The 24147-nt window shown below is 75.7% G+C and carries 21 protein-coding genes; 9 read left to right on the forward strand and 12 right to left on the reverse strand.

The window, feature by feature from the left end:
• Positions 1-13: 13 nt before the first annotated feature.
• Positions 14-511 (reverse strand): SRPBCC family protein, encoded by a 498-nt coding sequence (locus AC068A_RS20490; protein WP_478586776.1) that lies wholly within the window; start codon positions 509-511, stop codon positions 14-16.
• A 62-nt stretch (positions 512-573) separates the two neighbouring features.
• Between AC068A_RS20490 and AC068A_RS20495 the strand changes: the two genes are divergently transcribed.
• The 3 genes from AC068A_RS20495 (at position 574) to AC068A_RS20505 (ending at position 7385) form a co-directional block, all read left to right on the forward strand.
• Positions 574-2661 carry a SpoIIE family protein phosphatase gene (locus AC068A_RS20495; protein WP_478586777.1) on the forward strand — a complete coding sequence of 696 codons (2088 nt, stop codon included), beginning with the start codon at positions 574-576 and terminating at the stop codon, positions 2659-2661.
• 790 nt (positions 2662-3451) lie between these two features.
• Positions 3452-6847 (forward strand): phosphodiester glycosidase family protein, encoded by a 3396-nt coding sequence (locus tag AC068A_RS20500; protein ID WP_478586779.1) that lies wholly within the window; start codon positions 3452-3454, stop codon positions 6845-6847.
• A 34-nt stretch (positions 6848-6881) separates the two neighbouring features.
• Positions 6882-7385 (forward strand): FBP domain-containing protein, encoded by a 504-nt coding sequence (locus tag AC068A_RS20505; protein ID WP_478586781.1) that lies wholly within the window; start codon positions 6882-6884, stop codon positions 7383-7385.
• Positions 7386-7391: 6 nt separating this feature from the next.
• On the opposite strand, the gene AC068A_RS20510 is transcribed toward AC068A_RS20505, so the two are convergent.
• From AC068A_RS20510 to AC068A_RS20525, 4 genes are all read right to left on the reverse strand, one after another.
• Complete coding sequence (locus tag AC068A_RS20510; protein WP_478586783.1) at positions 7392-8942, reverse strand: ABC transporter ATP-binding protein/permease; 1551 nt, start codon at positions 8940-8942, stop codon at positions 7392-7394.
• Complete coding sequence (locus AC068A_RS20515) at positions 8897-9400, reverse strand: hypothetical protein (RefSeq protein WP_478586785.1); 504 nt, start codon at positions 9398-9400, stop codon at positions 8897-8899. The genes AC068A_RS20510 and AC068A_RS20515 overlap by 46 nt, the downstream gene beginning before the upstream one ends.
• 208 nt (positions 9401-9608) lie before the next feature.
• Complete coding sequence (modA, locus tag AC068A_RS20520) at positions 9609-10430, reverse strand: molybdate ABC transporter substrate-binding protein (RefSeq protein WP_478586787.1); 822 nt, start codon at positions 10428-10430, stop codon at positions 9609-9611.
• 67 nt (positions 10431-10497) lie between these two features.
• Positions 10498-10893, reverse strand: a complete 396-nt coding sequence (locus AC068A_RS20525; RefSeq protein ID WP_478586789.1) for a TOBE domain-containing protein — start codon at positions 10891-10893, stop codon at positions 10498-10500.
• A 134-nt stretch (positions 10894-11027) separates the two neighbouring features.
• Between AC068A_RS20525 and AC068A_RS20530 the strand changes: the two genes are divergently transcribed.
• Entirely contained in the window at positions 11028-11411 is a 384-nt protein-coding gene (locus AC068A_RS20530; RefSeq protein WP_478586791.1) for an RNA-binding S4 domain-containing protein, read from the forward strand.
• 481 nt (positions 11412-11892) lie between these two features.
• On the opposite strand, the gene AC068A_RS20535 is transcribed toward AC068A_RS20530, so the two are convergent.
• From AC068A_RS20535 to dhaK, 3 genes are all read right to left on the reverse strand, one after another.
• Entirely contained in the window at positions 11893-12297 is a 405-nt protein-coding gene (locus AC068A_RS20535; RefSeq protein ID WP_478586793.1) for a PTS-dependent dihydroxyacetone kinase phosphotransferase subunit DhaM, read from the reverse strand.
• Entirely contained in the window at positions 12294-12890 is a 597-nt protein-coding gene (dhaL, locus tag AC068A_RS20540; RefSeq protein ID WP_478586795.1) for a dihydroxyacetone kinase subunit DhaL, read from the reverse strand. Before dhaL ends, AC068A_RS20535 begins: the two co-directional genes overlap by 4 nt.
• An 86-nt stretch (positions 12891-12976) precedes the next feature.
• Positions 12977-13975 (reverse strand): dihydroxyacetone kinase subunit DhaK, encoded by a 999-nt coding sequence (gene dhaK, locus AC068A_RS20545; RefSeq protein WP_478586797.1) that lies wholly within the window; start codon positions 13973-13975, stop codon positions 12977-12979.
• A 177-nt stretch (positions 13976-14152) separates the two neighbouring features.
• Here dhaK and AC068A_RS20550 point away from each other — a divergent pair, with 177 nt between their 5' ends.
• Positions 14153-14797 (forward strand): alpha-ketoglutarate-dependent dioxygenase AlkB, encoded by a 645-nt coding sequence (locus AC068A_RS20550; protein ID WP_478586798.1) that lies wholly within the window; start codon positions 14153-14155, stop codon positions 14795-14797.
• A gap of 177 nt (positions 14798-14974) precedes the next feature.
• Here the strand turns inward: AC068A_RS20550 and AC068A_RS20555 are convergent, their stop codons facing one another.
• Both AC068A_RS20555 and AC068A_RS20560 read right to left on the reverse strand, forming a co-directional pair.
• Positions 14975-15274 (reverse strand): YkvA family protein, encoded by a 300-nt coding sequence (locus tag AC068A_RS20555; protein WP_478586800.1) that lies wholly within the window; start codon positions 15272-15274, stop codon positions 14975-14977.
• Between the two features lie 45 nt (positions 15275-15319).
• Positions 15320-15781 carry a MarR family winged helix-turn-helix transcriptional regulator gene (locus AC068A_RS20560; protein ID WP_478586802.1) on the reverse strand — a complete coding sequence of 154 codons (462 nt, stop codon included), beginning with the start codon at positions 15779-15781 and terminating at the stop codon, positions 15320-15322.
• 117 nt (positions 15782-15898) lie between these two features.
• Between AC068A_RS20560 and AC068A_RS20565 the strand changes: the two genes are divergently transcribed.
• Together AC068A_RS20565 and AC068A_RS20570 are read left to right on the forward strand one after the other, a co-directional pair.
• Entirely contained in the window at positions 15899-16456 is a 558-nt protein-coding gene (locus AC068A_RS20565; protein ID WP_478586804.1) for a DoxX family protein, read from the forward strand.
• Positions 16457-16638: 182 nt separating this feature from the next.
• Complete coding sequence (locus tag AC068A_RS20570) at positions 16639-18450, forward strand: glycoside hydrolase family 15 protein (RefSeq protein WP_478586806.1); 1812 nt, start codon at positions 16639-16641, stop codon at positions 18448-18450.
• Here AC068A_RS20570 and AC068A_RS20575 read toward each other — a convergent pair.
• Both AC068A_RS20575 and AC068A_RS20580 read right to left on the reverse strand, forming a co-directional pair.
• Entirely contained in the window at positions 18407-20623 is a 2217-nt protein-coding gene (locus AC068A_RS20575) for a SpoIIE family protein phosphatase (RefSeq protein WP_478586807.1), read from the reverse strand. The two genes, AC068A_RS20570 and AC068A_RS20575, sit on opposite strands and share 44 nt — an antisense overlap.
• Positions 20592-21968: an MFS transporter gene (locus tag AC068A_RS20580; protein ID WP_478586856.1), complete on the reverse strand. Its 1377-nt coding sequence runs from the start codon at positions 21966-21968 to the stop codon at positions 20592-20594. Before AC068A_RS20580 ends, AC068A_RS20575 begins: the two co-directional genes overlap by 32 nt.
• A 342-nt stretch (positions 21969-22310) precedes the next feature.
• On the opposite strand from AC068A_RS20580, the gene AC068A_RS20585 reads away from it, so the two are divergent.
• Complete coding sequence (locus tag AC068A_RS20585; protein WP_478586809.1) at positions 22311-23264, forward strand: LysR family transcriptional regulator; 954 nt, start codon at positions 22311-22313, stop codon at positions 23262-23264.
• A gap of 107 nt (positions 23265-23371) precedes the next feature.
• Positions 23372-24097: a class I SAM-dependent methyltransferase gene (locus tag AC068A_RS20590; RefSeq protein ID WP_478586811.1), complete on the forward strand. Its 726-nt coding sequence runs from the start codon at positions 23372-23374 to the stop codon at positions 24095-24097.
• The last annotated feature ends 50 nt before the right edge of the window (positions 24098-24147 follow it).

Genomic DNA, 24147 nt, shown 5'->3' on the forward strand with positions numbered 1-24147 from the left:
GCCGCGCCCGCGTTCAGCCCGCCGCGGGCGGCGGCCCCGCCGGCCCCGCGTTCCGTTCGACCGACGCCGCCACGTCCGACAGGTCTTTCATCACGGCCTTGGCCACGGCCTTCGTCCCCAGCCGGTTGAGCAGCCGCATGAACAGGCCCGGCTGCTTCCCGCTCACCGCCGGAGCCGCCGAGAACGTCATCCGTACCGCCGTCCGCCCCGGGGACCGCTCGCCGAGCCGGAACTCCGACACGTAGTGCATGCCCGAGTTGTCGGCCTCGGCGACGTAGCGCTCCGGCGCGTCGCACACCGTCACGTACATCTCCTCGGTGGCCTGCTTGCCGAACATCCGCCGGGTCTCCCGCCAGCGCGTGCCCACCCGGAACGGGCCCGGGGTGAGCACCTCCACCGCGTCCACGCCCGACACCACGTCCGGCATCGACTCGAGGTCCGTCAGCGCCTGCCACACCCGTTCCACGGGGGCCGCCATCTCGCGCTCCACCACCACCCGAGACTCACCCATACCGGGATTGTCCCGCCCGTGCCGCCCCCGCGCGCGGCACCGTTTGGTGAGACCCTGGCTGCATGGCCGAAAGGGGAACGAGCCCCGAGGTCGACTGGCCCGCACAACCGGACATGAGTCTCGCGCTCAACCACATGGGCACCTTCGACTGGGACCTCGACAGCGGGCGCATGTACCTGGACTCCACCGCCCTCGGAGTGCTCGACCTGCGCCCCGACGAGTTCAGCGGCACCCCCGCCGGGCTCCGCAGACGTATGGCACCGCCCGAGGAGGCACGGCTCGACGCCCGCGTGGCGCAAGCCCTCAAGGACGGCCGCAGCCACTACGGGGCGTACGTACGCATCCGGCGGCGCGACGGATCCCGGGCGTGGGCCCACATCCAGGGCCACATCCTGCGGAACCAGGCCGGCCGCCCCTACCGGATCATCGGGATCCTCCGCGACGCCGCCCACGACCCCGGAGACCCCGGTGCCGGCGGGGAGCGGGCCGAGGGCCGGCGACGGATGACGGGCGTCGTCGAACGCACCACCGCCATCCTGGCCCACGCCCGCACCGTCAACGACGTCACCGACGTCCTCAAGGACCCCGAGGCCCTCAGCCACCTCGGCGCCGTCAGCGTGATGCTCGGCATCGTCGACGGGGGCCGCATCCACCTGGTCGCCGAGGGCCGGCTCGGCACGTACGTGCCGCAGATCGAGTACACCCGCATCAAGGCCCGGTTCCCGATGAGCGAGGCCGTACGGAACCTCCAGCCGGTCTTCATCGGCTCGCGCGAGGAGTTCCGCCTCCGCTACCCCGACCTGTGGCAGTACATCGAGCCGCTGACCGTGCACAGCGGGGTCTACCTGCCGCTGATCGCCCAGGGCCGGGCCATCGGCGCACTCGGGCTGCTGTACGAGCGGGACGGCGACTTCACCGACGAGGAGCGCAACGTGCTCGTCGCGCTGGGCAGCGGCATCGCGCAGAGCCTCCAGCGCGCCATCCTCTTCGAGCAGGAGCACGACCTGGCGGAGGGCCTCCAGCGGGCCATGCTGCCGCGCCGGATCCCGGACGTGCCCGGCACGCGGATCGCCGTGCGCTACCGGGCCGCCCGGGCCGCCCGGGCCGGGCGGGAGATCGGCGGCGACTGGTACGACGTGGTCCCGCTCGGCGACAGCCGGGTCGGGGTCATGATCGGAGACGTCGAAGGGCACGACACGGACGCAGCCGTGATCATGGGCCAGCTGCGGATCGTCCTGCGCGCCTACGCCGCCGAAGGCCACACCCCCGGCACGGCCATGGCCCGCGCCTCCGCCTTCCTGCAGGACCTCGCCACCGACCGCCTCGCCGCCTGCACCTACGCCGAGATGGACCTCAGCACCGGCATGCTGCAACTGGTCCGCGCCGGCCACCACGACCCGGTGGTGCGGCGCGGCGACGGCACCTGCCACCCGGTCCCGGTGGCCGGCGGGGCCCCGCTCGGACTCCCGCCGAACGGACCGCCCGGCACCGGCGGGACGGGCTACCCCGTCACCAGCATCGAGTTGCACCCCGGCGACACCCTCGTGCTCTGCACGGACGGCCTGCTGGAACAGCCCGGAACGAAGAACCGCGAGGAGGGCATGCACGCCCTCATGGAGGCGGTCTGCGCCGGACCGGTCGACGTGGAGGAGCTCGCCGACACCCTGTGCGAACTCGTCGGCGACCAGGGCGGCCGGGACGACATGGCCCTGCTCCTGCTGCGCCGCCGCGGCACTCCCACCCCGCGCGGCGGCGGCCCCCTGCGGCTGCGGCTCACCCCCGGCGACCCCGAGGGACCGGCGACGGCCCGCCACCTGATCCGGGCGGCCGTGGCCGCGTGGGGCGCGAAGGAGCTGACGGACGAGATCGAGCTGGCGGCGGACGAGCTCATGACCAACGCCCTCGTGCACACGGACGGCGGCGGCCAGGTCAGCCTCCGCATGACCGCGGAGGGCCGGATCCGCGTCGAGGTGGAGGACTCCTGCAGCACCCTGCCGCACCGGCGGGAGGCCGGCGACTGGGCGGTCTCCGGCCGCGGCCTGCTGCTGGTGGAAAGCCTGGCCCGGGAGTGGGGCGTGGAACCGCGCGGCGGCGGCAAGTGCGTGTGGTGCGAGTTCTCCCTCCCGGAGCCCCCGCCGCCGACCCCGTAACCCCGGGCCGCGCCCCGACGGGTCCGCGGCCCTGGCCTTGGCTGGTTGCAGGTCGCCCTGGCCCCGGTCGCGCGGGTCGGCCAGGGCTTTGGCCGGTCATGCACGCGTCGCGGGCGGCTGTACCTGCGGTGCGCGGTTCCGTGGGGCGGGCGTACACGGCCGACCGGTCTGAGGCGGCCCGCCAATTGTCCGTGGCCGTGCCCGCGGCGCTCGTGCCCGCCCGGGTCCCGCAGGTATACCTCCATACCCGCGGGAACGGGCGTCGGCCGACGCCGACAGGCTGCGGGCGTGCCGCGCGACACGCGGGATGCGAGGAGGACGGCGGTGATCGGTGCGCGGGGCCGGCCGCCGTGCTCACCATGTCCGCCTGCCGTGCGCGAAGCCGACCCGACGGCAGGTTCGGGCGGCGTCAACGCGGCTGACGGTTTCTCGGGCCTGCGCGAGCACCCGCCGTCACACCGATGCCATCGCACGGAAAGGCGGGAGTCGCTCGCGTGCCGGTCGGGGCCGAGGCTGACCTACGGCCGGCCCGCCACGACGACGGCCGGTACGGCCCGTTGCCGTCGTCGGCGGTCTTGGCCGCAGCCGCACCGGCCGGGTCACCGTCGGATGGCGACCCGATGCAGCCGGGGGCGCTGCGGTCCCGGCGGAAGCGGAGCCGCCGACAGTGCGTCCGGCCCGGTCGCCGGCAGACGACCGGCGGTCCCGCCGGGTGCGCCGGCCGGGTGGACTCCGGGGTGGGGCCGGGGACTTGGGCCACGGGTGGGGCGGGGCGGGTGATGCTGCCTGCGTGCCGAACGCCGTTCGTTCGCTGGTGACCGTTCTCGTCGTCTCCGTCCTCGCCTGGGGTGCCGGTCCCGTCCGCGCCGCCCGTGCGGCGGCCGAGGACGGGACCGAGACCGCGCGGTCCGCCCGCCAGGTCGCCCCCGGGGTCCGGCTGGAGTCCTACGACCGGCTGGAGGCCGACCGCTGGCTGCGGATCGACGAACTGGTCGTCGAACTCGGCGAGGGTGGCAGCGGCGTGCGGGCCGAGTACCTCGGCGGGCGCGGCACGGCCACCGTCGCGCAGGCCGCCGCCGCCCACTCCGCCGGGCCCGGGCGGCGTGTCGTCGCCGCCGTGAACGGCGACTTCTTCGACGCCCGCGGTACGGGCGCCCCCCTCGGCCCCGGCATCGCCGCGGGCCGGCTGCTGCACTCCGCCGGCCCCGGACCCGGCCCCGCCCGGGCCATGGCCTTCGGCGCCGACACCACCGGCCGGGTCCAGCGCATCGGCCTCGACGGCCGCATCACCCTCCCCGGCGGCGCGGTACGCCCGCTGGCCGGGTACAACGCGGCCCGGCCGCCCGTCGACGGCTTCGCCGCGTACACCGCCGACTGGCCCGGGGCCGCGCTGCCCGCCGCCGGCGCGGCCGTGACCGTACGGGACGGCCGGGTCACGTCAGACGCCCCCGGTCGGCACGCCCGGCACGCCGAACGCCCCGAGCGGCGCCGACGGCCCGGCCGCCCCGACCCCGGAACCACCTTGCTCACCGCCACCGGCGCCGCGGCCGTCGCCGAACTCGCCGCCCTGCACCCCGGAGACGCCCTATCCGTGACCGCCCGCCCGCTGCCCAAGGCCGGGCCGGCCCCGGTGACGGCCGTCGGCGGGCGGGAACCCCTCGTCGTGGCCGGGGTTCCGCAGAACCACGACGGCAAGGCGAACAACACCGCCGCCCCGCGCACCGCCGTCGGCTTCTCGCGTGACGGGCGGCAGATGCGGATCCTCACCGTGGACGGCCGCCGGCGCGACAGCGGCGGCCTCACCCTGACCGAGCTCGGCCGTCTGATGCACCGCAACGGCGCGTACGACGCCCTGAACCTCGACGGCGGCGGCTCCTCGACCCTGCTCGCCGCCCAGGCCGGGGCGGCGGCCCTCACCCTGGAGAACGCCCCGTCGGACGGGTTCCAGCGCCAGGTCGCCAACGGCCTCGTCCTGACGGCGCCGACGGGCTCCGGCAGGCCCGTCGGCTACCGCGTCGAACCCGCCGGCGGCACCACCGAGGACCCCACCCTCACCCGGGTCTTCCCCGGCCTCACCCGGACCCTGACCGCCACCGGATACGACCGGGCGCTCGGCCCGGCCGCGGGCGAACCGGCCTGGTCCGCCGACGGCAACGGCACGATCGGCCCCGCCGGGGTGTTCCGGGCGGCAGCGCGCCCCGGCAGCGCGACGGTGCACGCCCGGCGCGCGCAGGCGCAAGGGGCGCTGCGCCTGGAGGTGCTCGGCCCGCCGACCCGGATCCGGCCCGACCGGACCCGCATCGGCCTCGCCGAACGAGGGGAGAGCACCGGGTTCCGGCTGCTCGGCCAGGACGCGCAGGGGGCGTCCGCGGTGGTCGAACCCCGGGACGTGGCCCTCCGGTTCGACCGGTCGCAGTGGCGCGTCGAGGACGACGGCCGGGGCGGCTTCACGGTCACCGCCCTCACCGCCCGAGCCACCGGCACCCTACGCGCCACCCTCCGCCCGCCCGCCCCGGCCCGCCCCGGCCCAGCCCCCGCCGACCCGGGCCGCCCCGACCCGGGCCGCCCCGACCCGGGCCGCCCCGACCCGGGCCGCCCCGACCCGGGCCGCCCCGACCCGGGCCGCCCCGACCCGGCCCGCCCCGGTCCAGCCCCCGCCGGCCCGGGCCGCCCCGCCGACCCGGGCTCTGCCAGCCCGGGCTCTGCCAGCCCGGGCTCTGCCGGTTCGGGTCCCGTCGGACGTGGCCTTGCCGGTTCGGATCCTGCTGGGCGAGGTTCCGCTGGCCTGGTTCTTGTTGGGCGAGGTTCCGTCAGTCCGGGCCCCTCCGGGCGAGGTTCCGTCGGTCCGGGTCCCGCTGGGCGAGGCTCTGTCGGTCCGGGCCCCGCTGGGCGAGGCCCTGCCAGTCCGGGCCCCGCCGGGCCAGACTCTGTCGGACCAGGCCGCCCCGGACCAGGCCGCCCCGGATCGGGCCGCCCCGGATCGGGCCGCCCCGGATCGGGCCGCCCCGGATTGGGCCCCGCCGGGCCAGACTCTGTTGGACCGGGCCGCCCCAGACTGGGCTCCGCCGGACTAGGCTCCGCCGGACCGGGGCCGGACGGGCCGAGGCTTGCCGGGCCGGGGTCCGTCGCCTCCCGCATTGCCGTGGGGCGCCCGCCCGCCGGCGCGCCGACCGTCGCCGAAGTCGCCCTCGGCGTCGGGCTGGCGACCCAGCCCCTGGCCGGGCTCGACGACGCCGCGGCCTGGACCGGGCCCGGCGCGAGCCCGGCCGACGGGCATCGGGGCCGCGGGCTCGCCCTGGTGCTGTCCGGAGCCGCCGGCCGCGGCTCTGCCACCCCGCCGCGGCCGCTCCCCGTCCCCGAGCTCGCCCGCTCGCTGACGCTCTGGGTCGGCGGGGACGCCTCCGGGGCCCGGCCGGCGGTGGAGCTGACCGACGCCGACGGAGCCGCCGTCAGCGTTCCCGGGCCCGCCGTCGACTGGACCGGCTGGCGGGAGCTGACGCTGCCGCTGCCCGTGACGGCGCAGCCCCCGCTCACCGTCACCCGGCTCTCCGCGGTCGCCGCTGCCCGCCCCGCACGGCTGCTGCTGGACACGCTCGGCGCCCGGACCCCGCCCACCGGACGGGTCGCGGAACCGGTCGTCCGGGACCCGATCCTGGCCGGCGAGGCCGCGGTCCGGGCCCGGCCCTGGCGGTTCGCCGTCGAACCCGCCGCCGCCGCGGCCGCGGCCCCCGCGGGCACCGCCGCGGACGCGGGCCTGCGCGCCGACTTCGTCCTCACCGGTGCACCCCGCGCGCCCTTCGTCCACCGCGGTGTCCGCTTCCTCACCCTCGACACCGCCCGCCGCACCCTGGCCGGGGGCGGCCTGAGCCGGTTGCGCGCCCTGCGCACCGCCCTGGCGGCCGCCGCCGAGGAGCCGGACACCGGCGCGCTGGCCGTCGTACGGCGCCACGCCCCGCAGACCGTCGACCGGAAGGAGGCGGCCCTGGCGGCGCGCCTGCTCGCCGAGTTCCGGCGCACCACCGGCAAGCGCGCCGCGCTCATCACCGTCGGCGCCCCCGCCCTCGCGGTCGGCCGCTCCGAGGGCGTACCCGCGGTCTCGGTGCCGGCCGCCGCGGGCCGCGTCCTCGTGGGGGTGGACGCCTTCGCCGCGGGGGACTGGCTCTCGGTCCGGGAGAAAACCCGATGAACCCGGGGCGTACCGGCACGTAGCGTTGCACCCCATGGAACCACTGACCGAGAAGCAGATCCGTTCGTCCTTCGTGAACTGCACCAAGGGTGAGGCGGCCCGGCTGAAGCTCCCGCCGGACTTCGACGAACTCCCCTGGGAGGACCTCGACTTCCTCGGCTGGGTCGACCCGGGCGCCCCGCTGCGCGCCCACCTCGTACGCCCCGCGGCCGACGGGTCCGCCGTCGGCATCAGCCTCCGCGTCCCGGGCACGAACCGCACCAGCGCCCTGAAGTCGAGCGTGTGCCAGATATGCCTGACCGGGCACGCCGCCTCCGGAGTGTCCCTGCTCGTCGCCCCGCTCGCCGGCCCGCGCGGCCGGGAGGGCAACACCGTGGGCTTCTACATCTGCGCGGACCTCGCCTGCTCCCTCTACCTGCGGGGCAAGCGGCAGCCGAAGCTGCGGGGCGGGCGGTACGAGGAGACGCTGACCCTGGACGAGCGCATCGGGCGGGCCCTGGGCAACCTCGACGTCCTCACCGCGAAGGTCACCGGCTGACGGCCCTCAGAGCCGGACGAGGGTCACCTCGGTGGCCTTCACGCTCGTCCACACCGGCGAGCCGTCGGACAGGCCCAGTTCGGCGGCCGCCTCCGGGGTGATCTCCGCGACCAGGTCCGGCACCTCGGCCGAGCCCACCAGTACGCGCAGCCGGCTGCCGACCGAGGTGATCTCCCGTACGGTGCCCGGCCACACGTTGCGGGGGCTGCCGCCCGGCCGGTCGCGGTGCACGGACACCGCCTCCGGGCCGATGATCGCGAGGGCCTCGGAGCCCTGAGGCAGTGCCTCGGCCACCACCAGCCGGCCCCCGGACGGCAGGACGAGCCCCTCCGCGGACGCGGTGCCCGGCCAGGCGTTGCGGCCCAGCATCCTGGCCACCCACGGGGACCGCGGATGGCGGGTCACCTCGGCGGGCGGCGCCTCCTGAAGGGCGCGTCCGTCGGCGAGGACGAGCACCCGGTCGGCCAGCGACACCGCCTCGACCGGATCGTGCGTGACGATCATGCAGACCCCGCCGAAGCCGGCCAGGTGCGTGCGCAGCGTGTGCCGGACGCGGGCCCGGGTGGCCTGGTCGAGGGAGGCCAGCGGCTCGTCGAGCAGCAGCAGGCGCGGCCGGGCGGCGAGCGCCCGGGCCAGCGCGACCCGCTGGGCCTGGCCGCCGGAGAGCTGGCCCGGCTTGCGGTGGGCGAGGTGGCCGACGCCGAGCCGGTCCAGCCACAGCCGGGCCTCGCGGCGGGCCTCGGACCGCGGCACCCGGTTCGCCCGCAGCCCGTACGCGGTGTTGGCCAGCGCGCTGAGGTGCGGGAAGAGGGCGCCGTCCTGGGGGACCCAGGCCACCTGCCGCCGGTGCGGGGGCAGTGCGGTGACGTCGGCGTCGCCGAGGCGGAGCTCGGCGCGGGCGCGCGGGGTCAGGCCGAGCAGGGCGCGCAGCAGGGTGGTCTTGCCCGCTCCGTTCTCGCCGACGACGGCGATGGTGGTGCCGGGCGGGGCGTCGAGGGTGAGCTCGGTGAAGCCGGTGACCGCGGCGTGCAGGGGCCAGCGGCCCCCGCCATGCGGGCTTCCGGCGCTCACGCCCTCGCCCTCGGCTTCGGCCGCGGCCCCGGCTTCGTCGGGGGCCGGGACGTGGCGCGCCGGGCGTGTGGCGGCCGGGGCCTCCTCGGCTGCGGCCGGGCTCGCCACTGCGGCCTCGCGGGCGGCGGCCGGGCTGCCGCTCCAGCGGCCGCGCAGGGCGATCAGTACGGCCATGGCGATCGCGAGGAGCAGCAGGGAGACGGAGGTCGCGGCCTCCGGGCTGTCCTGGAGCAGCAGGTAGACCTGAAGGGGCAGGGTCTGGGTGGTGCCGGGCAGGTTCCCCGCGAAGGTGATGGTCGCGCCGAACTCGCCCAGTGCACGCGCCCAGGTGAGCGCGGCGCCGGCCACCAGGCCGGGGCCCACCATGGGCATCGTCACGGTGAAGAACACCCGCACCGGTGAGGCGCCGAGCGAGGCGGCGGTGTCCTCGTAGCTCCGCTTCAGGCCGCCGAGCGCGCCCTCCAGGCTGATGACGAGGAACGGCATCGCGACGAAGGTCGCCGCGAGGACGGCACCGGAGGTGTGGAACGGCAGGGTGATGCCGAAGCCGTCCTCGAGCCACGGCCCGAGCAGCCCGCGGCGGGCCCGAAGCCCAGCAGCAGCGCCACACCGCCCACCGTCGGCGGGAGCACCATCGGCAGCAGCACCAGCGAGCGGACGAACGCCTTGCCCTTGAACTCGACGCGGGCCAGCAGCCAGGCCAGCGGCACCCCGAGGAGCAGGGAGAGGCCGAGGGCCCAGAACGACACGACGAGCGAGAGCCGCAGGGCCTCGACCACGCCGGGGCTGGTGAGGTGCGTACCGAGGTCGCTCCACTCGGTGCGGACGAGGATGCCGACGAGCGGGAGCAGCAGGAAGGCGACGGCGACGAGCGCGGGCAGCGCCAGGGCGACGGGGGGCCGGGTGCGGGTGCCGGCGCGGATGCCGGTGCGGTGTCTGCTCATGCGGGTTCCTGGCTGAAGCGTACGGGGACAGGGGCGCGCGCCGCCTGCAACGGGAGAGCCGGGTGCGGGAGAGCCGGGGCGGGGAGCCGGGTGGGAGGAGCCCGGGCGAGGGAAAGCCGGCCGTTGGACAGGACATGCGAGAGGGACCGCCCGTCCCGTCCGGGCAGTCCCTCCCGATCCCCGATCCCCGGCCGGCGCGGGTGCCGGCTCAGGCCTTCTGGAAGCCCGCGTCCTGGAGGATCTTCTGGGCCTCCGGGCTGCTCAGCCAGGCGACGAAGGCGGCCGCGGCGTCGGCGTTCCCGGACTGCTTGAGCGTGGCGGCCGGGTACGAGGCCACGGCGTTCTGCTCGTCCGGGATCTCGACGGTCTCGACCTTCTCCGCGGACTTGGCGGAGTCGGTCTTGTAGACGAGGCCGGCGTCGGCCTCGCCGAGCTCGACCTTGCTCAGCACGGCGCGGACGTTCGGCTCCTGGGAGACCGGCTTCACCTCGACCTTCTGGGCGTCGAGGATCTGCCTGCTGTAGCGGCCGACCGGGACCTCGGGGGCGGCGAGCACGACCTTGATCTTGGTGTCGGCCAGGTCCTTGAGCGCGGCGATCTTGAAGGGGTTGCCCTTGCCGGTCGCGATGACCAGGCGGTTCCTGGCGATGATCGAAGGCTCGCCGGTCTCGCCCCGCAGGCCGTCCATGGTCTTGGTGTCGGCCGTCACGAGCGCGTCCGCCGGGGAGCCCTGCTTGACCTGGGCGGCGAGCTCCTGGGAACCCGCGAAGGAGAACGTGATCTTCGTACCGGGGTGGGTCTTCTCGTACGCGGCGCCCGCGGTCTTGAACACGTCGGTGAGCGAGGACGCGGCGAGGACGGTGAGGTGCGCGGCCTTCGGCGCGGCAGCGGACGAGGCGGAGGCGCTGGCGCCGGATCCGCCGTCGGCGGCTTTCGGTTCGCTGCTGCCGCAGGCCGAGAGGGCGGGTACGAGCAGGGCTGCGGCGAAGGCCGCTGCCAGGGCGCTGCGGCGGTTCACGGGGAGGGACATGGCTGGTGCTCCTCGGTCGGGTCGGCGGGAGGCGGTGCGGGTGCGGGTGCGGGGGAACGGCGGCCGATCAGCCGCGGTCGATGTGCACGCTGGTCGACTTCACGCGGGCGGTGGCCCGCATGCCGACCTCGAGCCCGAGTTCCTCGACGGCCTCGCGGGTGAGCAGGGAGACCAGCCGGTGCGGGCCCGCCTGGATCTCGACCTGGGCGGATACGTCGCCGAGCGTCACGGCGGTGACGATGCCCGGGAAGGCGTTGCGCGCCGAGGTGTGCGGCTCGTCGTCCTCGGTGTGGGCCCCCTGGCCGACCTCGACGGAGAACGCGGCCAGGTCGCGGCCGTCGATCAGCCGTCGGCCGGCCTCGTCGCGATGGGTCGCGATCCGGCCGGCGTCGGCCCAGCGGCGGGCGGTGTCCGGGCTGACGCCCAGCAGACGCGCCGCCTGGCCGATGGTGTAGGACTGCATGTGCGACAAGGTAGGCGCACGCAGCACGCATTTGCAATTCTCTTGGGATGATCTCCATGGCAGATGCCTGCTCGATTGGCTGTTCCGCCGAAATGTGCTCCGCGTCCGTGACCGCAGATCGCTAGAGTCGGGGCATGGCAGCTGAAACTACCGAAACGGGAACCGCACGGGTGGACGCCTGGATCTGGTCGGTCCGCCTGACCAAGACCCGCTCGATCGCGGCGACGGCCTGCCGCGCCGGGCACGTGAAGGTCAACGGGGAACGCGCGAAGCCGGCCCAGTCGGTGAAGGCGGGCGACGAGGTACGGCTGTTCCACGCGGGGCGCGAGCGCATCGTGGTGGTCAAACGGCTGGTGACGAAGCGGGTGGGCCCGCCGGTGGCCGCCGAGTGCTTCATCGACAACAGCCCGCCGGCCCCGACCGCCGTCGAGGCCGCGGTCGTCGGCATCCGGGACCGCGGTACGGGCCGCCCGACGAAACGCGACCGCCGCGAACTCGACCTCCTCCGCCGCCGCTAGCCCACCCGCGCCCACCCGCGCCCACCCGTGCCCGCCCCGCCCGCAGCCGCGGGCCGGGGCGCCCGGGCGGCGGCCACTCCGGCCGCCGCGCGCCGGCACCCGCTCCCGCCGGGCGCTGATCCGCCCGTGTCGCCTCACGCGGCCCGGTTCGGCGCGGCACACCGGCCCGGCCCGCGCCGACCGGTCGGCGCGGGCCCGCAGGCGCGCGGGTGCGCCGGGCCTGCCCGCGGTTGCCGGTCCGGGGCCGTGTGTCGGCCTGACTGGGCCGAGCCCGGGTGTGCGCGGGCACCCAGCCGCGGGCCGGGGCGGGTTCCTGTCGGCAGCCGGAGCGGGCCGGCCGGGGTCGTACGGGCTCGGGGCCGTACGGGCTCGGCTGCGTACGGGCTCGGGGTCGTACGGGGTCGGGCCCCTTGCCGGGCCGGTGCGACCCCAGCCCGTAGGTCCGCCCGGCCTGTAGCCGTGCCGTGGTCGGCCCGGCGGGTCAGGTCTTGCGGTACGTGTAGGCCTCCGAGGCGGCCAGGGCGACGGCGTCCAGGGGCGCGCCCGCCGATGCCGCGACCACCGCCGCCACCGCGCCCTCCACGAACGGCGCGTCCACCAGCCGTGCCCCCGGCGGCAGTTCCTTCTCGGCCAGCAGGGCCTTCACCGTCAGCACCGCGCTGCCGAGGTCCGCGAGCAGTGCGACCCCCGCCCCCCGGTCCACCTCCCGCACGGCCGCCGCGATCCGCTCCGCGCTCGTGCCGAGCCCGCCGTCCGCGGTGCCGCCGGCCGCGGCGACCGGCGCCACCGGCCCGCCCGCGGCCAGGCCCGCCGCCAGCTCCGCCACGGACTCCGCGACGCGGGCGCTGTGCGACACCAGCACGATGCCCACCGTGCCCGCGGTCACCCGGCCACCTCCGCGAGGGCCCCCAGCAGCAGTGCGGCCGAGGTCGCTCCCGGGTCCTGGTGGCCGATGCTCCGCTCGCCGAGGTAGCGGGCCCGGCCCTTGCGGGCCAGTATCGGCACCGTGGCCTCCGCGCCGCCCTGCGCCGCCTCCCCGGCCGCCCGGTACGAGGTGCCCAGTGCCGCCACCCCCGGCACCAGCGCGTCCAGCATCGTCTTGTCGCCCGGCGCGGACCCGCCCAACTGCGCCACCGCGCCGACGCCCGCGTCCAGCGCCTTGCGCAGCGCGTCGTCGGAGACCTCGGCGGCCTCCCCGAGCTCCTTGCCGGTCCGCCGCAGCAGCGTCCCGTACAGCGGGCCGGACGCACCGCCGACGGTGGAGATCAGGGTCCGGCCGGCCAGTTGGAGCACCGCCCCGGGCGTCCCGGGCTCCTCCGCCTCCAGGACCCGCCGCACGGCGGTGAACCCGCGCAGCATGTTGGCCCCGTGGTCGGCGTCCCCGATGGGGGAGTCGAGCTCGGTCAGCCGGTCCGCCTCCTGCTCCACCACCGCCGCGGTGGCCGCCATCCAGCGCCGGAAGAAGTCTGCGTCACGCAACCCGGTTCTCCTCGCCTCGACTTGCCGCACCCGTCACACGCAATACGCAATACGCAATACGCCGGTCAGGCAACCCCGACTCACGATCAGCGGCCCCACCGCAGGGCCGCCGTCTGCACGGGCGCGTCCCACAGCCGCAGCAACTCCTCGTCCGCCCGACACAACGTCACCGAACACCCGGCCATGTTCAGGGAGGTGACGTAGTTTCCGACCAGCGCCCGCGCCACCGGCACCCCCCGCTCCGCCAGTGCCGCGGCCACCTCCGCATGGAACCCGTACAGCTCCAGCAGCGGGGTCGCCCCCATCCCGTTCACGAGCGCGAGCACCGGTCCGTCGGCCGGCCCCACCTCCGCCGGCTCCGCCAGTACGGCGTCCACCGCGACCCGCGCGATCTCCCGCGCCGGCATCATCGGCCGCCGCTCGCGGCCCGGCTCGCCGTGGATGCCGATCCCCAACTCCAACTCCCCGTCCGGGAGCTCGAACGTGGGACTGCCCTTCGCCGGCGTCGTGCACGCACTGAGCGCCACCCCGAAACTCCGCGAGGACTCGGCCACCCGCCGGGCGATCGCCGCGACCCGCTCCAGCGGGGCGCCCTCCTCCGCGGCCGCCCCGGCGATCTTCTCGACGAACAGGGTGGCCCCGGTGCCCCGCCGCTCCGCCGGGCTCCCGGTGACGGCGACGTCGTCGTGGACCAGCACCCGCTCGATCCGCAGGCCCTCCTCCTCGGCGAGCTCGGCGGCCATCTCGAAGTTCAGCACGTCCCCGGTGTAGTTCTTGACGACGAACAGCACCCCCTGGCCGGCGTGCACGGCGGCGGCCGCCCGCAGCATCTGGTCGGGCACCGGCGAAGTGAACACCTCCCCGGGGCAGGCCGCCGACAGCATCCCGTACCCGACGAATCCGCCGTGCAGCGGCTCGTGCCCGGAGCCTCCGCCGGACACCAGCCCGACCCGGCCCCCCTCGCGCGCGTCGCGCCGTACGACGATGCGCCGCTCCACGTCGACGTCCAGCTCTGGATGGGCGGCCGCCATTCCGCGCAGGGCGTCGGCGACGACGGTCTCGGGACTGTTGATCAGCATCCTCATGGCGTCTCCCCGGGTGTACGAGTGGCGGAGTGGCGGAGTGGCGGAGCAGGTCGGACCGGAGGCGAGCCTATGCGCCCGGACCGCTCATCGTCACCGAACGGCCACGACGGGTGACACCCGGCCGGCCCCGGGACCGTTAATCGAGTGCATGTTCGAGTACCGCGCTACGCTGGACCCATGCGCACGATCCAGGGTCTCTCCGCACTCCAGGGCTCCCTCTTCGGCCAGGGGGACGAGATCCGTCCGGGCTCCCTCGCGGGCCTGAAGCGCACCCCGCTCGGGGCCGGTGCGTGGGTCGACCACCTGCCCGGCTGGTTCTCCGGCGCCGACACCCTCTTCGAGCGGCTCGCCGAATGCGTGCCCTGGCGGGCCGAGCGCCGGCAGATGTACGAGCGCGAGGTGGACGTGCCGCGCCTGCTCGCCTTCTACGACGAGGGCGAAACCCTCCCGGACCCGGTGCTCACCGAGGCCCGTGACGCCCTCACCCGGCACTACGCCGCCGAACTCGGCGAGCCCTTCACCACCGCCGGGCTGTGCCTCTACCGCGACGGGCGGGACAGCGTCGCCTGGCACGGCGACCGCATCGGCCGCTCCGCCACCGAGGACACCATGGTCGCGATCGTCTCCGTCGGGGACCCGCGCGATCTGGCGTTCCGCCCGTGCGGCGGCGGCCCCACCCTCCTGCGGCTGCCGCTCGGGCACGGCGACCTCGTCGTGATGGGCGGCTCCTGCCAGCGCACGATGGAGCACGCGGTGCCCAAGTCCAGCCGGGCCGTGGGCCCCCGCATCAGCATCCAGTACCGCCCCCGGGGCGTGCGCTGAGCAGAGGCCCCGCAGGGGCCTCCGCCGGAGCGCCGGCCGGGGCCGGATTCCCGGGCACCCCGGAAGCCCCAAGCGCGCGGCTTGGTGAGGGCGTAGGCCTCGCGGCCCGGCACCCTCGCCGCGAAGTGCGACCACGAGGCGAACTCCGCCCGCGGCGCCCCCGCACCCCCCGGCGGCTCAGGCCTCCTTCGCCCCGGCCGGGCCGCCGGCCCGCACCGCGGACGCCGCGGCCTGGAGGGAGCGCAGGGCGAGCAGCAGCACGCCGATGTCGTCCAGGTACACCGGATCCGGGACCAGGTCCACCGGCGAGACGGTGTAGACGACGGCGAGCCAGAACAGCGCCTTGTCGCGCAGCGGAATCCCCGCGTCGAGCAGCAGGCGCCGCGTCCTGAAGACCCGTACGAGCAGCACGGCGGCCGCGGCGGCCAGCCCGAGGGCGAGCACCGCGGCGATCACCAGCCAGACCGAAGCGTCCATGACCCCTCTATACCCCGTCCTCCGGGCCCTCTCTCGTCGGAGGCCTCAGCCTTGGGCGCGCAGGCGGCTGCCGACCTCGCCCAGGCCCGCGGCGATCGCGTCGAGCTGCTCGGGGGTGAGGACGTCGATGAGCGCCTCCCGGACCGCGGCCACGTGTCCGGGAGCGGCCTCCTCCAGGCGGGCGTTGCCCGCCTCCGTGAGGACGGCGAAGACGCCGCGCACGTCGGAAGGGCAGCTGCGGCGCCGGACCAGCCCGGCCTTCTCCAGCTGGGTGACCTGGTAGGTCAGCCCGCTCTTCGAATTGATCAGGCCATTGGCGAGTTCCGTCATCCGCAGCTCCCGTTCCGGGGCCGCGGCGAGCCGCACGAGGATCTCGTACTGCGGGTGCGAGAGCCCGGAATCGTCCTTGAGCTGCTGGTCGAGATGCCGGTTCACCAGGGCCGATGCTGCCAGGAAGGCCCTCCAGGCGCGCATCTCGCGATCGTCCAGCCATCTCGTTTCAGCCATGCGCCCAGCCTACACAGGTTGTTCCAATTTGAATCAATGGTTTAGGGTCGGTCGTCCACGTTCGAATTTGAACTACTCCCTCTCCGCCGAGGGCAGCCCGACCGGAAGGATCCCCCCATGACCAGCCCCTCCGTCACCACGACGAAGCCGCAGGCCGCCGCACCGGCCGGCACCCCCCTCGCCCTCTCCACCCCCGCCCACGACGCCGGCCTCCTGCTCCTGCGCATCGTCCTCGGGCTCACCATGGCCGCGCACGGCAGTCAGAAGCTCTTCGGCTGGTTCGGTGGCGGCGGCATCAACGGCACCGGGAAGTTCTTCACCGCCAGCGGCTACCCGGCCGGTGACGCCATGGCCGTCGTCGCCGGACTGACCGAGACCCTCGGCGGGCTCGGCCTCGTCTTCGGCCTGCTCACCCCGCTCGCCGGCGCCGCCGTCGTCGGCACGATGATCAACGCGATCGCCGTGCACGGCACCGGCTCGTTCTTCGCCCCCAAGGGCATCGAGTACGAGCTCCTCCTGACCGCCGGCGCCGCCGCCCTCGCCCTCACCGGCCCCGGCCGGTACGCCGTCGACCGCATGCTGCCCGTACTGCGCGGCCACCGCCTGGCCCACGGCGCCCTCGCCGTCGCCCTCGGCATCGTCCTCGCGGTGGTCACGCTCCTGATCCGCAAGTAGCACCCCCGGCCGGGCGGACGGGCCGCCGGGGCCGCCCCCGCGGCCCGCCCCGGCGGTCCCGCCCCCGGGCCTCCGCCCGGCCGGCCGACCCGAGTGCGGCCGTGGCTGGCCCGCCCCGGCGGACGGGCGGCGGCCCGCCCGGGCGCTGATTGGACCGGAGCATCCGCGGGAAAAGCGCACGAATGACGCAACGCATTGAGGACTACGCTGTCATCGGCGACCTGATGACCTGCGGGCTCGTCGGCCGCGACGGGTCCCTCGACTGGCTGTGCCTGCCGCGCTTCGACTCCGCCGCCTGCTTCGCCGCCCTCCTCGGCGACCGCGAGAACGGCCACTGGCGCATCGCCCCGGCCGGCGCCCCCGAGGACGAGCAGTGCACCCGGCGCGCCTACATCGACGGCACCCTCGTCCTGGAGAGCCACTGGGACACCGCCGACGGCGGCTCCGTCAAGGTCATCGACTTCATGCCGCAGCGCGACGCCGCCCCCGACGTGATGCGGATCGTCGAGGGGGTCTCCGGCCGCGTCACCATGCGCAGCACCCTGCGCCTGCGTTTCGACTACGGGCACGTCGTCCCCTGGGTCCGCCGCTGCGGCGGCGTCGAGCGCGTCGCCGTCGCCGGACCGGACTCGGCCTGGTTCCGCAGCGAACCGCCCGTGCGCACCTGGGGCGAGGCCAAGAGCACCCGCTCCGAGTTCACCGTCGGCCCCGGCGAACGCGTCGCCTTCGTCCTCACCTGGCACCCCTCGCACCAGGCGCGCCCCGAGCGCGTCGCCCCGTACGAGGCCCTGGAGCAGACCCTCGCCGACTGGCGCGACTGGGCCGACCAGTGCCGCTACGAAGGCCCCTACCGGGAGGCGGTGACCCGCTCCCTGGTCACCCTCAAAGCCCTCACCTACGCCCCCACCGGCGGCATCGCGGCGGCCGCCACCACCTCCCTCCCAGAGGAGATCGGCGGCATCCGCAACTGGGACTACCGCTTCTGCTGGCTGCGCGACTCCACCCTCACCCTCGGCTCCCTCCTCTCCACCGGCTTCCTCGACGAGGCCCGCGCCTGGCGCGAATGGCTGCTGCGCGCCATCGCCGGCGACCCCGCCGACCTGCAGATCATGTACGGGATCGGCGGCGAGCGGAGGATCCCCGAGGCCGAACTGCCCTGGCTGCGCGGCTACGCCGGCTCCGCCCCCGTCCGGATCGGCAACGCGGCCGTCGACCAGCTCCAGCTCGACGTGTACGGGGAGGTCCTCGACAGCCTGTACCTGGCCCGCTCGGCCGGCCTGCCCGCGGAGCGGCACGGCTGGCGGATCCAGCTCGCCCTCCTCGACTTCCTGGAGCAGAACTGGCAGCGGCCCGACGAGGGCCTGTGGGAGGTGCGCGGGCCCCGCCGCCACTTCGTCCACTCCAAGGTGATGGCCTGGGTCGCCGCCGACCGGGCCGTACGCACCCTCGAGGGCGACCCCTCGCAGCGCGGAGACACGGAGCGCTTCCGGGCCATGCGGGACGCCGTCCACGCCGACGTGTGCGAGAAGGGCTACGACCCCGACCGCAACACCTTCACCCAGTACTACGGCTCCCGAGAACTGGACGCGGCCACCCTCCTCATCCCCAGGGTCGGCTTCCTGCCGCCCGACGACCCGCGCGTGATCGGCACCGTCGACGCGGTCCGCCTCGAACTCGGCAGCAGCGGCATGGTCCGCCGCTACAGCACCGAAGGCCCGTCCGTGGACGGGCTGCCCGGCACCGAGGGGGCCTTCCTCGCCTGCTCGTTCTGGCTTGCCGACGCCCTCCACATGACCGGCCGCGAAAAGGAGGCCCGGGAGCTGTTCGAGCGGCTGCTGGCCGTCCGCAACGACGTGGGACTGCTCGCCGAGGAGTACGATCCCGCCGCCGGCCGCCAGCTCGGCAACTTCCCGCAGGCCTTCAGCCACATCGGCCTGGTGAACACCGCCCTCACCCTGGGCCTCGACGGCGGACACCCCGCACGCCCCCGGTGACGACCGGAGGGGCGGCGGCCGTCCGGGCGGCCAGCAGCAGGGCGATGTCGTCCGGCCGCTCGTCGTCGTCGCCCGCCCCGCCCACCAGCCGGTCCGCCGTCTCCGCCAGCGGGGACGGCGGGGCCCCCGCCAGCGCTGCCCGCAGCCGGTCCACCCCGGCGTCGAAATCCGTCCCGGGCCTCTCCACCAGCCCGTCCGTGTACAGGGCGAGCACCGCCCCCTCGCCCAGCTGCAGCCGCGTCACCGGATACACCGCGTCCGCATCGACCCCCAGCACCACCCCGCCCGGCAGGTCCAGCACCTCGGTCCGCCCGTCGGGATGGCGCAGCAGCGGCTGCGGATGCCCCGCCCGCACCGCCAGCACACGGCCCGACTCCGGGTCGAGGGCCACGTAGCAGCAACTCGCGAACTGCCCGGGGTCCAGGTCGATCAGCAGCCGGTTGGTGCCGGCCATCACCTCCTGCGGGGCGTTCCCGCTGAGCGCGAACGCCCGTACCGCGCTGCGCAGCTGGCCCATGGTGGCCGCGGCCGCCACGCCGTGCCCCTGCACGTCCCCGATGACCAGGGCCAGCTGGCCCGTACCCGTCTCGATCACGTCGTACCAGTCGCCGCCCACGTCCATGCCGACCGTGCCCGGCAGGTAGCGGCCCACCGTCACCACGTTCTCCCGCACCGGCAGCCGGTGCGGCAGCAGCGCCGACTGCAGCCCCCGTGCCAGCGCCGCCTCGGAGTCGTACCGCCGGGCCCGCTCCAGGGCCTGGGCGATCAGCCCCGCCAGCGCCGTCAGCACCGTACGCTCCTCCGGGCTGAAGCCGCGCGGCGCGTCGAAGCCGAGGATGCACGAGCCCACCGGCCGGCCCGAGGCGATCAGCGGCAGGAACGCGCGCGCCCCGACGTGCGCGTCCAGCGGGATCCCCGGATACGCGGCGGCCAGGTGCTCCATCGACTCGAAGAACATCGGCCGGCCCGTGGTCAGGGTCTCCACACCCGGCAGCCGGACATCGAGCCCCACCCCGTCGAACCGGTCGAGGAAGCCCTGCGGGAAGCCCGTCTCCCACGCCAGGTACAGGTGCCGCTCGCTCAGCAGGTAGATCGCCAGCTGGCGGCCGCCGAACGCGGGCAGCAGTTCGTGCGTCACCACCGCCGACACCTGCCGGGCCGTCACCGCCTCCGTCAGGGCGATCGCCAGCGCCACCGGCCGGTACAGCGCCGGGGCCCGGTCGGCGGCGGAACCCAGCCCCGTGCCCGGCCGGACGGCCGATTCGGGCGCGGACGCCGGCTGCTCGGCCGTGCCGATCACCACGGTCACCCCGTCGTCGGCGGGGTACAGGTCCACCGACACCCACTCCCCGGCCGCCTGCCGGCCGCCCCGCCGGGCCGCGAAACGCACGGCGTCCCCGGACATGAACACCGCCCGGAAGTGGTCCTCGTACGCGGGAAGCCCGAGCCACGGCACCGCCTCCCACAGCACCCGCCCGCGCAGCTCCGGCCCGCCCAGGCCGAAGCGGGCGGCGGCCGCGTTGACGTGGCGGATCCTGCCGCCCCGGTCCACCGACACCACCGCCTGCGTGAGCCGGTCCAGGGCCTCCCGGGCCCCGTGGGCCCGCCCGGGCGCCGGAACCAGCACCGGATCACCGCACCAGGTCACCGGTTCCCCGGCCGCCTCCAGTTCCGCGAGTTCCGCGGCCAGTCCCTCCGCGACCGCCTGCAGCCGCTTCCCCTCGGCGGGCCCCACGCCGATCCCCGGGGTCGCGGGCCGCAGCACGAACAGCACCCCGAACCGCTCCGGACCGGCGCCCACCGGCTCGTACACCGACCCGAAGGGAAACGGCAGCCCGGCCACCAGCTGCGGGAAGCGCCGCATGGCGGACTCCGCGTCGGGCAGATGGACGGACCGGCCGCTGCGGTAGGCCTCGGCGACCGGGAACGGGCGGTTCACGTGCATCCGCCACCACGGCCGGTACAGCGGCCCCGGCAGCCCCGTCAGCACGGCCAGCAACAGCAGCCCCGTCGTCCCCGAGCGCAGGTAGACGCCGCCCGCGAACCCGCCGGCGGCCTGCACCGCCTCACCCGCCGCCCGTACCAGCACCCGGGTCGTGGCGTCGCGGGCGGGGCCGCTGTCGGGTCGCGCCGTCACACAGTCAGCATGCCCCCGGCACGCGCCGAGCTGCATCCCGGTAGGCCGCCACGACCGCGACCGCGGCCACCAGCAGCACCCCGGCCACCGTGCGCAGCGCGACCCCCATCGCGTCCGTGAACGCGGCCACCTGCGCCGGATCCTGCGGGTTCCCGTGGAACCGCGACGCCAGCACCGTGCCCACCACGGCCACCCCCAGCCCGGCACCGATCTCGCGGGCCGCGGTGTTCAGCCCCGAGCCCAGCCCGGCCTGGTGCGCCGGCAGCTCCGTGACCACGGTCATCGTCAGCGAGGGCGCGCACAGCCCCGTCCCGGCCGACAGCACCAGCAGGTGGCAGGCGTACACGGCGTACGGGGTGTCCGCGTCGGCGGTGGACACCAGCAGCAGCCCCGCGCCGATCAGCCCCAGCCCGGCCCCCACCGGCAGCCGCGGGCCGATCCGCTCCTGGAGCCGGGCGCCCAGCCTGGGCACCAGCGCCATGCCGACCGTGAGCGGGACGATCGCCAGACCGGTCTGGGCGGGGGAGAAGCCCTTCGCGTACTGGAGGTACTGGGCGTTGACGAAGAAGAGGGAGAACAGCCCGAAGAAGGCCGCACCGATGCCCAGCGACCCCGCCCGCAGCCGGCGCGAGGCGAAGATCCGCGGATCCAGCAGCGGCCTCGCCGCCCGCAGCGCATACGCGGTGAACGCGGCGAGCAGCCCCGCACCGGCACCGAAGGAGGCCAGCACCCGCACCGACGCCCAGCCGTACGAGGGCCCCTCCACGATCCCGTAGACGACCGCGACCAGGGCGCCGGCCAGCAGCACGGTGCCGAACGGGTCGACGGCGGCATCCGCCCGCGCCGGCGTACGCGGCACCGCGCACGCGACCAGCAGCGCGAGCAGCGCGCCCAGTGGGACGACCGCCCAGAACAGGGCCCGCCAGGTCAGGTACTCCCCGGCCAGCCCGCCCCCGACATTGCCCGCCAGGCCCCCGAGGCCGACGGCCAGCGTCCAGGTCGCCAGCGCCTGGGCCCGGCGCTCCGGCGGGCTCAGGTGGATCAGTACGGACATGGTGGCGGGCATGATCAGGGCCGCTCCCGCCCCGCACAGGCCGCGCCCGGCGATCAGCAGAGCCGGGCCGGCCGCGAGCGCGCTGACCGCCCCGCCCGCGGCGAACAGCCCGAGCCCGGCCAGCAGGGCGCCCTTGCGGCCGTAGCGGTCGCCGAGGGCGCCGCCGGGGATCAGCAGCGCGGCGAAGACGATGACGTACGCGTCGACCGTCCAGACCAGCTGCTCGGGCGTCGGGCGCAGGGCGGAGGCGGCGAGCTGCGGGATCAGCAGGTTGACGGCGGCGACCATGGCCTGCGCGACCAGCACGCAGGCGCACAGCGTGAGCAGGGCCGCCCGGGTGAGCGAAGCCGCGGCGGACGGAGACGGAGACGGGGTCGGGGACGGGGACGGGGACGGGGACGGGGACGGGGTTCCGGCGGGACCGCCGGGACCCCGTCGGAAGGCATGGCGAAGCACGGCTCCTCCTCGGAGTCGGTGAACGGTGGCGGGGGAGGGGCGTTGCCTCTCCGGCGGCCGTCTCCGGCGGCCGTCACGGTGCGCGGGCCGACCGGAGGCCGGTCAGCGGTGGCCGACAGGCGGCCACGTGGTGGCCGGCCCGCCGGTCATCCCCCGCGATTCACCGTAGAGTTGGTGCGACCTGCTTTCCAGTGCAAGTTGTGCAAGGGATGAATGCGTGTGACGCAATCCGGGCTCGACCTCAACCTCCTCGTCGCCCTCGACGTCCTGCTGGAGGAGTCGAGCGTGTCCCGCGCGGCAGCCCGCCTCCACCTCTCCGAGCCCGCCATGAGCCGCACCCTCGGCCGCATCCGCAAAGCCCTCGGCGACCCCGTCCTGGTCCGGGCCGGCCGCGGCATGGTGCCCACCCCGCACGCCCTCGCCGTGCACGGCGAGGTCCGGGCCGTCGTGGAACGCGCCCGGGCGCTCTTCCTCACCGGCGGGCAGGTCGACCTCCCGACCCTCACCCGCACCTTCACCGTGCTGGCCCACGACGCGTTCGCGGCCACCCTCGGGGCCACCCTGTTCTCCCGGGTGGCCGCGGAAGCGCCCGGGGTGCGGCTGCGCTTCCTCTCGGAGAGCCACGTGGACGTCCCGGCCCTGCGCGAAGGCGTGGCCGACCTGGAACTCGGCGTCATCGACACCCGTTCCCCCGAGGTGCGCGCGGAGCACCTCTTCGACGAGCGCATGCTCGGCGTCGCCCGCCCCGGCAACCCGCTGCTCCGCGGCCGGATCACCCCCCGCCGGTTCGCCGCCGCCGAGCACCTGATCGTCTCGCGCCGCGGCCGCCTGGAGGGGCCCGTGGACACCGCCCTCGCGGAACAGGGCCTGTCCCGGCGGGTGGTCGGCAGCGTCGGCTCCTTCCCCGCCTCCCTGTTCATCCTGCGCGAGAGCGACCTCGTCGGCCTGGTCACCACCCAGACTGGGCCGCTCGCCGCCGCGCTGGGCCTGGAGACCTTCGAGCTGCCGCTCGACCTGCCCACGCTCCCGTTCGGCATCGCCTGGCACCCGCGCCACGACGCCGACCCCGCCCACGCCTGGCTCCGCCGGTGCGCCCGCGAGCTCCTCCCGGACCAGCTGCCCCCGGACGAGCTCCCCCCGGGCCAGCCCGGACGCCGTACGCACTGACCCGAACGCCGACCCGTCCGGGGGAGGGACCCGCGTCCGCGCCGCCGCCCGCTGCTCCCCGGGGCACGATACGCAGGCGCGTCCCACCCCGCCCCGGAAGGCAGAACATGCGGTTCCAGTACGACACCGTCGGCGAGCGCTTCGTGGAGTCCAAGACCACGGCGGCGTTCTCGGCGGCCGACACCCACACCCTGCTCGGCGCGCTCGACGCGCTCGGCGGGGTGGGCGGACTCGACACCCTCGACCTGGCCTGCGGCTACGGCCACAACACCCGGCTGCTGGCCCGCGGCGGGGCCCGCCGCACAGTCGGCGTCGACATCTCCGAGGAGATGATCCGCCTGGCCCGCGCCCACGACACCGCCGCCATCGAGTACGTCATCGCCGACGCCGCCGAACTGCCGCGGATGGGCCCCTTCGACCTGGCCACCGCCGTGCACCTGTTCAACCACGCGCCCGACCGGCACTCCCTGCACGCCATGTTCCGGTCCATCCGCGCCAACCTGCACGAAGACGGCCGCCTGCTGGCCATCGTCCTCAATGCCGGCGCGTACCCGCGCGTCGACTGGTCGCCCTACGGCGTCCGGATCCTCGAGCGCGTGCCGGAGGGCGACGCACCACTGCTGAAGGCACAGCTCCTCACCGAGCCCCCGATCGACTTCGAATACCGCGAGTGGGCGCACTCCGACTTCGCCGAAGCGGCCGTCGAGGCGGGCTTCAGCACCGTCGCCTGGCAGCCCAACAGCACCCCGCCCGCGGACGCGGAACGCGACGAGGCCTACTGGAGCGGGTACCGGGCCTGGCCCATCAGCTCCCTGATGACCTGCACGGCGTGACGTGAAACGGCCTGACGTGCCCGGCTGCCCGACCTGCTCGTCGAACCTGC

The organism is Streptomyces sp. NPDC043854, from assembly GCF_056436005.1.